The 12,945-nt window shown below is 32.6% G+C and carries 9 protein-coding genes; 4 read left to right on the forward strand and 5 right to left on the reverse strand.

Annotation, left to right across the window (positions count from 1 at the left end; translation table 11 throughout):
* Window positions 1-329 precede the first annotated feature (329 nt).
* Entirely contained in the window at window positions 330-2,693 is a 2,364-nt protein-coding gene (locus tag ACFSJT_RS08985; protein ID WP_378319921.1) for a TonB-dependent receptor, read from the reverse strand.
* A gap of 212 nt (window positions 2,694-2,905) precedes the next feature.
* Between ACFSJT_RS08985 and ACFSJT_RS08990 the strand changes: the two genes are divergently transcribed.
* The 3 genes from ACFSJT_RS08990 (at window position 2,906) to ACFSJT_RS09000 (ending at window position 6,431) form a co-directional block, all read left to right on the forward strand.
* On the forward strand, window positions 2,906-3,925 hold the full coding sequence (locus tag ACFSJT_RS08990; RefSeq protein ID WP_378319922.1) for a sensor histidine kinase: 1,020 nt from the start codon (window positions 2,906-2,908) through the stop codon (window positions 3,923-3,925).
* Entirely contained in the window at window positions 3,922-4,611 is a 690-nt protein-coding gene (locus ACFSJT_RS08995) for a LytR/AlgR family response regulator transcription factor (RefSeq protein ID WP_378319923.1), read from the forward strand. Before ACFSJT_RS08990 ends, ACFSJT_RS08995 begins: the two co-directional genes overlap by 4 nt.
* 536 nt (window positions 4,612-5,147) lie before the next feature.
* Window positions 5,148-6,431: a phage integrase SAM-like domain-containing protein gene (locus tag ACFSJT_RS09000; RefSeq protein WP_378319924.1), complete on the forward strand. Its 1,284-nt coding sequence runs from the start codon at window positions 5,148-5,150 to the stop codon at window positions 6,429-6,431.
* A 6-nt stretch (window positions 6,432-6,437) separates the two neighbouring features.
* On the opposite strand, the gene ACFSJT_RS09005 is transcribed toward ACFSJT_RS09000, so the two are convergent.
* The 4 genes from ACFSJT_RS09005 to ACFSJT_RS09020 all read right to left on the reverse strand — a co-directional run bounded on the left by ACFSJT_RS09005 (window position 6,438) and on the right by ACFSJT_RS09020 (window position 12,261).
* Window positions 6,438-8,141: a helix-turn-helix domain-containing protein gene (locus tag ACFSJT_RS09005; protein ID WP_378319925.1), complete on the reverse strand. Its 1,704-nt coding sequence runs from the start codon at window positions 8,139-8,141 to the stop codon at window positions 6,438-6,440.
* A 421-nt stretch (window positions 8,142-8,562) separates the two neighbouring features.
* Window positions 8,563-10,218 carry a S8 family peptidase gene (locus ACFSJT_RS09010; protein ID WP_378319926.1) on the reverse strand — a complete coding sequence of 552 codons (1,656 nt, stop codon included), beginning with the start codon at window positions 10,216-10,218 and terminating at the stop codon, window positions 8,563-8,565.
* A 23-nt stretch (window positions 10,219-10,241) separates the two neighbouring features.
* The gene (locus ACFSJT_RS09015) at window positions 10,242-10,412 is read right to left on the reverse strand and encodes a hypothetical protein (RefSeq protein WP_378319927.1); all 171 of its coding nucleotides are present in this window, start codon (window positions 10,410-10,412) and stop codon (window positions 10,242-10,244) included.
* Window positions 10,413-10,545: 133 nt separating this feature from the next.
* On the reverse strand, window positions 10,546-12,261 hold the full coding sequence (locus tag ACFSJT_RS09020) for a helix-turn-helix domain-containing protein (protein WP_378319928.1): 1,716 nt from the start codon (window positions 12,259-12,261) through the stop codon (window positions 10,546-10,548).
* Window positions 12,262-12,456: 195 nt separating this feature from the next.
* On the opposite strand from ACFSJT_RS09020, the gene ACFSJT_RS09025 reads away from it, so the two are divergent.
* Window positions 12,457-12,711 (forward strand): hypothetical protein, encoded by a 255-nt coding sequence (locus tag ACFSJT_RS09025; protein ID WP_378319929.1) that lies wholly within the window; start codon window positions 12,457-12,459, stop codon window positions 12,709-12,711.
* Window positions 12,712-12,945: the final 234 nt, after the last annotated feature.

Raw genomic sequence — 12,945 nt, forward strand, 5'->3', positions numbered from 1 at the left:
TAATGGGGGGTTTTTAACTCTTTGTTACAATTAATTTTAGTCTTTATTCTTATTCAATAGTGTCTGATTAAAAATAGTATAACTTCATAGCACTTTTTAATAGTGGGTTAACAGCGTTTTGATATACCAAGGAGGATACTTTTCTGAGATTTGCCAGAAGCTATATTTGATTTTAATGAAGATAATAAAAGATTTGATATTCATTATTTAAGTTTTCAGTCTTGGCATAATCTAGCGAATTTTATGCTGGATGGACTACCTCAGACTTGGTCGGACCTTTTTAAGAGTGACTAGAAGCAGAACATTGATGGATACATTTTTTTTGCTAATTAGCGTCTTCTACCAGAGTATGTCATTGCTTCCCCTTTTCCGAAAGCATAGCTTAAACTAAAAGTCAAAAAGCGTCCGCGTAGTCCAAAATCATAGATTTCAAAAGTGGGTTGATTCACGAAACGTTCTTGAATTCTGGAAGCAAATACATCTCGAATACCCAGATTTGCAACTATTTTTCCTTTTAGTATTTTTTTACGCATTCCTATATCGAGAAAAGCAAAACCACTTTGCTCGCCTTGTACAGTTTCAAAACCAGATCGGTAATTTCCATTAAATTCTAAATCAATATCAGCGGGCAGGCCTATTTTTGAACCTAGTCTCGTAGACCATTGATTGCCTGTAAAATCAAAAACCTGATCTTCAAATGTTCCCTTTCGATCAAAATAATTGAAATTGAAATCCCAGGTAAACGTTAACCATTTTGCAGGACTATATTTTCCATTGGCTTCAAAACCAATTGAAGAATTTGTACCGATATTTTCTGGGGTGGAAAAGTTTACATTATCTACAAATGTCGATACACGTTCTACCACATCAGTTGTGTAACGGTGATACAGGCTGGAACTCATACTGGCTTTTCCAATTTTATAAATACTGGTTAACTCATATGAATTGGTGAACTCAGGTTGTAGTTCCGGATTTCCTGCGCGGATATTAAAATTATTTCGAATGTTGAAGAAAGGATTCAAATCCCAAAGTCGAGGCCTGAAAATACGTTTGGAATAGCCTGCCTGTAGTGAAAACTTCTCACTAAATGTATACGAGGTATGCAAACTCGGAAACAAATTGGTAAAATTTTGCGAGTTACCTTCGTTGGTATTTGCCAGTAGTGTTTGCAGATCAGTATTTTCTACTCGTACACCTACTTTGATTCCCCAGGTGTCATTTTCGTAAGCTCCGGTTGCATATATTCCCAACACCTTTTGATTCCATTCAAAGTCATTAGTCAGATTTTCATTGATCACAAACTCACCCGCTATCAAATCTCGTACTTCAAAATCGTTACCCACATCGTTCATGACATACTGCACCCCAGTTTCAAGGGTATATTCTTTGGTTAGCGGATTGGTATAATCTGCCTTGAACGTATAATCTGCTTGTTGAAAATTGGTAGCTGTTTGTTGGTTATTATCTACATTTTCACCTTCTAGGGTAGTGTCTGTAAAAAGTGAAGATTGATCTTTTCCGAAGAAACTACCTAATGCACTTAGCTGAAAGGTATGATCCTCATTATTCTTGAACTGTTTTTTCCAATTAAATTCGTACTGCCACTTGGGATTAGTAGCATCAGTAGTTTCATCTCTTAGCCATCTAGATACCAGAGTATTATTGGTGTCAAAAAAGCGAAAGTTAGTTTCAGAGGGTTGGTCTTCAATTTCATAAGCAAAATTTCCTGAAAGCGTGAATACATTGTATTGATTTAAATGGTAGTCTGTACCCAACGTAATATTGAAAAAGGTCTCATTTCTAAAGCTCTCGCCTTCGCTAAAAATTACTTCGTTATTAATTAGATTTCGGTTGATCGCCTCATTATCTCTGGGCAGGGAACGATATCCCGCACCAAACTGGGTAAACAAGTTAAATTTTTCGGTTCTGCGGTTCAAGCTTCCTCCTATACTATGGTTGTCAGGAACACCGGTATTAATAGATACAGAACCGTTCCATCCCCGTTTTTCTTCTTTTTTTAGAATGATATTTAAAATACCTGAAGTACCGGAAGCCTCATATTTGGCAGAAGGATTGGTGATGACCTCGATACTTTCGATCATATCCGCTGTGATGGTTCCCAAGGCATTGCTTGATTCGTCGGCTAATACTGAAGGCTTTCCATTAATCAAGATTTGAACTCCGTCACTTCCTCGCAGACTTATATCTCCTTCAATATTAACGTTGACAGATGGTACATTATTGAGTACCTCCAATGCGCTGGCTCCTGTACTACTTAAGTCTTTTCCAACATTAAAAACACGTTTATCCAGTTTAAATTCGGTTTTAGAAACTTCTCCTCTAACTACTACTTCGTCTAACATTTGGCTGTCTTGAAAAAGTTTGATTATACCCAGGGTAACTTTATTCCCTTTTACTTTAAAATCTCGTAGCTGAATAGTTTCAAAACCCATAAAACTAATTTCAACGTAAAAGTCCTTTGTTGATGAATTTAATTGAAATCTCCCTTGGTCATTTGTTATTGCCCCCATAATTGTAGCTTTAGAACTAACATCTTTCAATACGACGGTAGCATAGGGTATAGGTTGACCAGTTTCAGCCTCAATCAACGATCCCGAAACTAGTATTTCTTCATCTTGAGCCCAGGCTCCAATGGTAAAAAATAATAGGAGTAAAAGAAACCGTATATTCATCGTATGTGTTATTATAATTTCAGAATTCAAAGAACGAAAGTAAAAAAGATTTATAAAAATCCACCTAGGTGAACAGCCATACTAAACCTACAAACGACATTGTTGTCATTCACCTTGATAAATTTGCTGTTTGGAGGAGATTTTGAGACGATTACCTCTTAAATCTAAAAGTTGGGGAAGCAAAAAACTATATTTGTTATACGGCTTTTGACATGGTGAAAAGAATATTCTTAAATAAAGAGATTTGGTTTCAGGTGATATTGCATATCGTAGTATTTACCTTCTATTCATTTGACCGTCGTAATCCTGAAATACAGACCTATAAGTATGTGTTCTTTTTGAATTTTGTGCTTGCCGGTCTTGTAGTGAATTATGTACTCCTGCCAAAATTTCTATATTCCGGAGCATACTTAAAGTTTGCATTGTATGTTGGATTGGTGGCGGGATGCGTTATTTTTATAGAAGAAGCTATACTGGAAAAAATCTATTTCCCGGATACTCGCGGCAAGCGGTTCTTGGGTGTAGGATATAACCTTATGGGTACTTTGCCCACCTTATCGGTTCTGGCTGGGTTCAAATTTGGTTGGGACGCCCTTATCAAACAAAAAGAGGTCAAAGAATTGAAAGATTCTGTAAAAGAAAGCGAACTCCAATTCCTGAAGTCGCAAATTAATCCTCACTTCCTGTTTAATAATATGAACAACCTATATTCATATGCCATTGAAAAATCCCCGCGTACACCAGAGCTTATCCTGGAGTTGTCGGGTGTACTGCGGTATATGCTTTACGAGTGCAAGGCAAAATACGTTTCACTCTCAAAAGAGGTAGAACAGTTAGAAAACTTCATTAATCTTGGTCGTTTGCAAATAGAAGGGCGTGGCTCAGTTACGTTCTCAAAAAATATTATCCAATCAAATTTTTGGGTAGCTCCTCTTATTTTGATCGTTTTCGTTGAGAATGCTTTAAAACACGGTGGCTCCAGTCAGACTAGTGGTATAATTATTGACGTAGATATTGAGGTTACAGAAAACGGACTGCTTTATTTCAATTGCTCTAATACCTACAAAACTCAGGCCAATATAAATAATTTAGATAGCGGGATTGGCCTAGAAAATGTAAAAAAGCGGCTTGACATTATATATCCTAAGGCACATACATTACAAATTAAGGCTAATAAAAAAACATACAAAGTTGAGTTAACCATTGATTTAAAAAAATCCCGGGAACAATGAAGTGTATTATCATAGAAGACCAACTACCGGCACAGCGTATTTTAAAAAAATACGTAGAAGATATAGGTTCCCTAGTACTAGCAGGAACATTTACTGATGCCCTGGAAGCTATGGAAATGATGAAATCGACTAAAGTTGATGTCATTTTTTTAGACATTCACTTACCAAAGATATCAGGTATCGACTTTTTGAAAACGTTATCCAATCCACCTCAGGTTATCCTCACAACAGCTTTCCCGGATTATGCTTTGGAGAGTTATGAATTTGAAGTAGTGGACTATTTGTTGAAACCATTTTCATTTCAGCGGTTTATTAAAGCTATTTCTAAGATCGACACCAAACAAAAAAATTCAATCCCGAGTATTGAAATCACGGAAATAAATGAAGTTTATATTAAGGTGGGTTACGATCATGTACGTGTCGTTATTGATAATATTGTCTACATCGTATCTGATGCTGATTATACAGAAATTCATCTACAAAACAAAAAACACTTATCCTCTGAAACACTTCGTTACTGGGAAAAACTTTTATCTTCAAAGAAATTTATGAGGGTACACAAATCCTATATTATCAATACTTCAAAAATTGAGAAAGTATCGGGTAATCAGATTTATTTAACAAATCAAAAGACAGTTCCTTTGGGCAGAGCTTATAAGAGTAATTTTATGAAAAAATTCTTCTAAGAAAATATCCTAGAGCTTATTGAGGATAAAGAAATGGTGCAAGATTATAAACAAATATGGTGTATCCATATTTGTTTATTGCTATATACAGGAATTTGGCCTTGGTAAAACCACTTATTATCGCGTTATACAATGGTTACTGGTAAGAAATAGGTAGTACTATGAATAACAAATTCCTTTAAAAACCATTAGCAGTTCTTTTCAATTCATCTAAAATCAAGAGATACAAGCAAAAAATGTCAAAAAGTGCTAAATATAAAAAAAGAGCTACGATTTTTGATCGTAACTCTCTAATTATTAAGCTCCCCCTCTTGGGCTCGAACCAAGGACCCTTTGATTAACAGTTAATAGACATATGATTTTATATGAATCAATAAAATTGATAAATAACTGATAATCAAATAATAGTAAAATTTTGAAATTCTTTTTGAACCGTTTTAAATCGCCAAAAACCACAAAATGCAAGCAAAATGCAAGCAAATTTTCTTGTATGTTAAGATGTGTTGATCTACTTTAGACAAAACAAAAATTGTACTATGGCATCGATTACTTTAATGCTTGATAAACGGAATAAAACGGCCAAGAAATTTCCACTGGTAATACGAATATATCATAAGCGAATACCAAAGAATATTCAGTTGGGCTATAAGTTGGAAAGCTCGCAATGGAATGAAAAAGCGAAGCAGATCAAATCTCCTTTTCCGAACTCAAAAAGAGCCAATCATGATATAAGTTCTAAAATGACTGTTGCCTCTGGTATTATTTCAGAATATAGTACCACGCTAAAAGATTTAACGGCTTATGAAATAGCAGATCTCATTGAAGCTGCCCTCAAAAAGAAAAACAATGAAAAGTCGATTAATAATGATAGGGTATTGAACAGGGGAGGAACCTACCTTGAATTATACAGTAAAAAGATTATCAATCGATATTATAATGCCAAACGTTTTGGTACAGCCGATGCACTGCATAATGCTGTGGTTTTTATTAAAAAATATACTGGAGGGAACGATATTTTGTTATCAGAAATCAACGAACTTTTTCTTGAAGATCTGGAGTCACATTATCTAGGACAAGGAAATAGTTTGAATGGATTGGGCGTACATCTTAGATCGATACGACGGATTTATAATTTGGCGATAAAAGATTCCCAAACCGAACTTACACTTGAGCACTACCCTTTTGGTAAAAATGGATACTCGATCAAACAACAGCGAACGAAAAAGAAAGCCGTTTCCCTAGAAGTGATAAAAGATATTGAAGTGCTTAAATATCCTAAAGACTCTGCCTTATGGCATCATAAAAATTATTTTTTGGTCAACTTTTATATGCGAGGAATGAACTTTATGGACATGGCCTATCTTTCCGTTGATGCTATTAATAATGGTAGGTTACAATACAAACGCAGAAAAACCAAAAGAGGGAATAATGTAAAAGAGTTCGATATTCTGATTCCTGAAAAAGTAAAACCAATTTTCGACCATTACTGTAAGAATAAATCAAGAGAAGATTTGGTATTTCCTATTTTGGAAGATGTTATGAAAACAGAATCTGAAGATCGGGTATACGAAGTATATAAAAACAGACGTAGAAACCATATTAGAAGGCTAGGTACGATTGGTAAAAATGTGGGGTTAGAAACTAAATTAACCTCCTATGTAGCTCGTCATACTTTTGCAACCGCTGGATTGCACAAAGGGATTTTCAAAGCTCAAATAGGTGATATGTTAGGTCACACCAATTATTACACTACTGAGTCGTATTTTGCTGATTTTGAAAATGTAGTTTTAGATGAAGCTGCGAATAAGATTTTTAGTTAAGATAGACTATCGTTTCTCCAATTCCTTAATAAAATACGAAGGATAAATCCCGGTCTTTTTATAGAACGCTTTTGCAAAGGCTTCAGAGTTATTAAAGCCAATGTCTTGAGCGATAGCTTTTATGGTGTATTTTCTAAAACGGCTATCTTCTTGCAGCCTATCAACTACAAAATCAATACGCAAATCGTTGATATAGTTGCTAAAACTTTTTTCTTTAAACGTATTTACCACTTTAGATAGATAACTAGAATTAGATCCAAAACTTTTGGCCAGATCTTTAGAATTGAGACCTTGCTTTAAAAACCCTTGTTGCTCTTCAAATTGTTGTAGTTTATCGAGCAACTTGTTTACAGTTTCTTTATTGATCGATGTACCACCAGTAGGGTTTGGATTTGAATCATCTTTTTTTTGGTTGTTATTTTTTTCTTCTAAAAGTTTTAAGAATCGTTGTTTATATAATCGCTGACGAGAGTAGTAATATCCAATACCAAATAGACTTATTCCTAAAAGAACCGCGATAATAATGTTTTGTGTAGAGATTTTGGTATTCTCTTTTTCTAGTGAAGAAATAAGTTTTCGTTTTTCGGCTAGGAGTTGGGGAGTGTCATATTCTCTTAGCAATTTATTTCCTACTAGCTTGTAATTATTGCTAAGTATACTATCTGTATGAACTAATTTATTTATGTAAAACAGTTGATTAGAAAAATCATTTTCAGATTTGTAATGATCTACTAATTCAACATATGCAGATCGATTTTCTGGTATTATATAGTTAGTTGCGTTTGAGATTGAGTCAATTTTTTTAAAGTACTTATTTGCGTTTAATTTATTTCCTAATTTTTTATACGTCTTACCAAGGTAAAGGTAAGCACTAACTAAATTGTACTTCTCAAAGTGCATTTGATTTTCCAATGTAAAGAAATGAGGAATTGTATTTTCAATAATTAGTTTTGCTTCGTTGTACTTAGCTTCTTTGTAAAGAAATATTCCTTTGTTGAGTTCAAATAGGTAATTTATCCCTTTGTTTTTGGACAGGTGCAACGCTTTTTTATTAAATATTTTAGCCGAATCTAATTGATTATTTAATCGGTAACAAGATATCAATTCTGATACACTAGAGAGGTAAGAAATTGTATCCCACTTGTCTTTTGATGGAATACTTTCTTCATAAGCAATACATTCTTTGAAATGGGATATCGCTTCATCGTATTTACCTAACTTTCTTTTGATAAGTCCGATATTATGCTTGAGAACATAAATGTAAAAGATGTTTTTAGATTTTTTAGAATACTTAAGTCCCAGTAGATAATTACTCAAAGCATCTCCAAAATTTCCTTTTCTTTCATATGCAATGCCTTTCCAGGTATAAATAGCTTCAGGATATTTTTTATTTTGTCCTTCATTAACATATAAAAGTGCGCTGTCAAGAAAGATTATTCTTCTTTTGTCTGTGTAGTTGTATAACGCACTTTTTAAGCTGAAAGCTCTAGCAATTTTAGAAGAATCATTGTTTAATTTGGCTCTATTAAAATAGGTGTTTACATATACTTTTGAAGTTTCATTTTGTTTTCTTTCTAAATGATAATAAATTTTATCGTAAAGCTGATCGTAGGACAGGTTGTTTAAAGAATCTGGCACTTCAAACTTCTGCCCAAATCCCATCCCAGAAACCAAAAGAAAAATCACAATCCCATAAAAACGTAACCTCATAATCGTTGTTTTGATGGCCCAAAAGTATTTAAAATGGTGCAAGTTTAAGAAGGTAAGTGTCTAAAATACATATAGTATTGTACGTCTTTTATAAAAAACGTATGGATTGATAATAAAGATTTAAAGGCTGATAGAGGTACAATTTTTATTATAGTCTTTTTCCGTTTTTAATATATTTTTTTCTTTACCTCTAGGAGTAAGCACAGCACTTGAAGGCTTACATTTTTTTTGTCGCAGTTGCAGTCGCAGTAACTCACCTTTGTTTAATGGTATGAAATAGTTGTGGATTTGATCACCTTTTATAGTTGTTTACTTTCCTTCTTGAAATGTGAATGTGGACTCTTGCCCCAAACAGTTAGTGAGAATAAAAGTAAAAAGGTTATTTTTTCATTAGGAGTAAATATTTTGCTCAAAGAACTGACTAATTCTTACTTTTTGATATCCGTTCTGCCATTAAAAGTGCATTGTAGGCATTTACGATTTTTCCTGATTTTGAGAGTTCTGAGAATGGTACCATTTTTTTAGTTCCATCTTCTTGGGTAATGCCAATCTCGATATTGTATGATACTCCAGATTGCATTAAAATTTGCTTTACTTGTGGTGCAGTAAGATCTGGATAATATGATCGTATTAATGCTGCTATACCAGATACTATGGGAGCAGCGATAGAGGTTCCATCTGCAAATTCATATTCGTTATTCGATTTGGTGGTATAAATTTGCTCTCCAGGAGCAAAAAGGTCTACATTTTTTTTGCCATAATTAGTAAAATATGTAAATATCCTTTGATTTAAGGGTATTGAAGAAGCACCAACACTTATAAAATTCTTTGTCAATTCTTCATCTGGATTTTCTTTAAAATCGTTGGGATAAAAAATATGAGTGTCCGTGTTTAAACTAGAATTACCGGCTGAAGTAACCAATAACACATCATGTTTTGCGGCATATTGTATAGCTTTATGTACGAATTCTTTATTTGGTGAAAACTGTTTGCCAAAACTCATGTTAATGACCTTGGCGCCATTATTGGTTGCATAATGTATAGCCATAGCCACATCTTTATCGTATTCATCTCCCCTTGGGATCACTCTAATCGGCATTATTTTTACCGTATTGGTAATTCCATCTAGGCCTTTGCCATTATTTCTAGTAGCAGCAATAACACCCGCGACGTTGGTACCATGAGTTTCAAAAGAAAGATCACCCGCAAAATTGTTATTGCCATACGGTTTTCTATCAAAGGTATATGGATTATCTCCTACAATTTTTTTTCTACCATTATACTCGAAGTTAAGAGAGTATTTTTCAAGGACCTCTATGTCTTTGGTAAAATACTTAATCCAATCATCGTCCATACCCCAGTATAAGGCATGATCTCTGAGTGCGATTTGTTCTTGTAATTTTTTATTGCCAACGGTATCAATTGTGGCAAGTTGTTCACGGGTATAATCCTCTTTCGGGAAGTATTTTTTTAGTGCTTCTTTGGCCTCTAGAAATGTTTTAAGGTATTGTTTATCGTCTTCCAGTTCTTTTACTCTGTTATTATAATCGATTTTGGCTTTTTGGTAGATTTCAAAATCGGCTTGTTGTTCTGGGGTTATTTCTTTAGAGATTCGTCCTTCAAAAAGTGTTTTGCCTTGCTGCAATATGCGCACAACTTCATAGTTACCATAAATTAATGATGTGCCATCGGGTGCTCCCAAAAAATTCCAACCATGTACGTCATCTACATAACCGTTTTTGTCATCATCGATGTTGTTATTAGGGATTTCTTTGGTATTGGTCCATATTTGAGGTTTAAGGTCTTCATGATTACTATCAAAACCAGAGTCCAATACTGCAACTATTATGGTATCTCCTTTTCTGGTATTCAATAAATCGGCATACGCTTTGTCAAGGCTTATACCTGGAATAGTATCAATAGTAATATCCTTATGTTGCCAAGATTTTCTTTCTTCCCTGACAACTTTTTTATTTTTTTTAATTATTACTGTAAAACTATTAGTACTATGAAATGTGTAAATAGTTTTACAACTCCATAACCCTAATAATACTATTCCAAGTAGAAGCCTTTTCAATATCATATTATTTTGAAAATTATTTAATTTCCACTGATAGGACAAACTTCATTTGGGTCTTTGCTTGTAGTAGGACAATCTTTAGATGTACGTGTTGTTTTTACATCTTGATCATCTCCTCCTTTGATACTAGCCAAATTATTTATTACGGCAATTTTGAATTTGTTAAAATTTAATTTTGTTCTTTTTTTCATTTCTAAATCTGATTAATAATTTGTATTCAGAAGCAAAAGTATTTGTTTTTGTAAAACAATGTCTGATTAAGTTAGTGATATATGTTTAAATTCCCGGAATTTCAAGTAGTTTTATTTATTAATAGTCTGATTTTTAATTACTTACGTTTTTGATAAAATAAGATGGATAAATTCCAGTTCTTTTCAAAAAAGCTTGAGAAAAGGATTGTGCGTTTTTGAATCCTGAGTGTTCGCTGATTGCTTTAATGGTGAATTTTCTGATTTTTTCATTATCCTTTAACTCATTAACAATAAAATCGATTCGTGCATCATTAATATAATTTACAAATGATTTTTTATGATATAGATTAATTATTTTAGATAAGTATTTTGTATTAGTTTTTAAATCTTTTGCAAGAGATCCAATGGTGATATTTTGTTGTAAATATCCTTTTTTGGATTCAAATCTTTCCAAACCAGATAAAATTTGAGTACTAACTTTTTCCGGAATATCTAAATCTCTTTCTTTCTTATTAGAAGTTTTAGATGGATTTGATTTAGTAACATTAGAACTTGTATTAATAAGTTCATTAAACCTTTTTCTGTAATATCGCTTCTTTCGATAATTATAAATTAAAAATAAAGTTATGATGAAGGAGATAGCTCCGATAATCAAAACTGAACCAGAAAGAGTTTTGTTTTTTTTATTTATTGAATGTACAAGTTTTTCTTTGGATTCTAAAAGTTCTGGAGAATTATACCTTTTATTAAGATTATTGACCAAATATTTATAATCGTTAAATAGAATACTATCTAGTTTTAATAAACGATTAATGTAAACAAGTTGCTTGTCTTTATTATTCTGACTCTTAAAATGGTCTATTAATATTTCATAATTTTCCCGCAAATCTGGGTTTAGATAGTTTGTATTTTGAAAAATGGTATCCACTTGTTCGAAAAAAGAAATTGATTTTTCCTTGTTTCCGACCTTTAAATAGTTTTTGCCTATATAAAAATTCGCAAATGCAATATTTGGTTTATCATTAATTTCTTTTAAAAGAATCAATGATTTTCGCAAACTATCGATTGATTGCTTGTAATTATTCCTTTTATAGAGGTTTATCCCTTCACTTAAAATAAAATATGAATAGTATTCATTCAAGCTTTTTTTAAGTGATTTTTTAATTCCCAATTGGTTAATTATAGATGAAGAATCTATTTTGTTGGTTTTTCTATATAGATGAGTCAACAAGGAAAGTGTGATAAGATAATTTTCACTATTTCTTTTACTTTTTGTTTCGGTTTCAAGATATTTTTTACAATTTAAAGTAATATTCAGTGCTTCCTTGTAATTTCCAATTCTACTTTTTATTACTGCAATACCATGCGTTGTGCCGTAAATAAGCTGATGTGATTTTTTTTTCTTTGCGAGGTTATAGGCTTCTAAATAATTGTCAAGGCTTCCTTTAAAATCCTTTTTGTCGTAAAGGATAAGTGCCTTAATATAATACCCCATTTCTGGGTAATTTTTTATTTTCAAATTTTTACTATAATCGATAATCGAATCCAAATAATTGATTTGTGTATCTGAATTAGTTAAATATGCATGTAATCTTTGGTACTCATAAGCCCATAATAGCTGTTGTTTTGAAGTATCTTTTCTTGCTTTTTTTAAATATGCATCTGCATAATTTTTGTAGATATTTGTATCCGTTTTAGTATCATTAAGTATTTTGGCTAATTCTTCATATTGTAAATTGATTAAAGAGTCCAAAGAATTATTTTTTTGCTGTCCAAAACAGACAAAAGGCAACATAAAAACAAATAAATAAGATCTTAAAAAACCCTTGAGCATAGTATAATATTTCATCGGGAAAGATAAGCATAATTAAAATATATCATTTATAATATTTGTATCATATTCAACTAATTTTTTATTGTTTTTTTACTACTTTAAGAATGTAAATTCTTGGAATTTACACCTTAAATTCCAAGAATCTGGACTATCTCTCCTTGCATCCAACCCATCCCACCCTATACTTTTGACCCAACAAAAATCAATCGCATGAATCATTTTGGGTACAACAAGAAAAGCAAATTTATTGTAGATACCATACAAGCATTGCATATAAAACTAGACCAGTTTATGTACAACTTGGTACATCATAGTCCTTACGAAATAGTGTTGTATATCTGGATACATAAACTATACTTAAAAGGAAAATCCAGTGAAGATGCTGTGCAACTTATTTACAAAGCAAGAAATATGTTATTGTCAAAAGAAGCATATATTTCTTGCAAAGATGCCCGACCGTCTTAAAAAAGAAACACATCGTCAAAATAGCTACCCCGCAAAATTTAACGAACTAAACAAATTGTAAACAAAGCAGTAATGCAAAACATGAAAAAGTAAAAGAAGTACTAACCATCAAAAAAAGGGAAACACATTATGAGCACTATCATCAAACAAGTCGAAACTATAGAGCGTATAGACCAGTTGATTCGTATGCAAGCTACAGGACCAGTAGATGAATTAGCAGAACGACTACACATT

It is taken from the genome of Aquimarina celericrescens, from assembly GCF_042682765.1.
In the GTDB taxonomy this organism is placed as follows: Bacteria; Bacteroidota; Bacteroidia; order Flavobacteriales; family Flavobacteriaceae; genus Aquimarina; species Aquimarina celericrescens.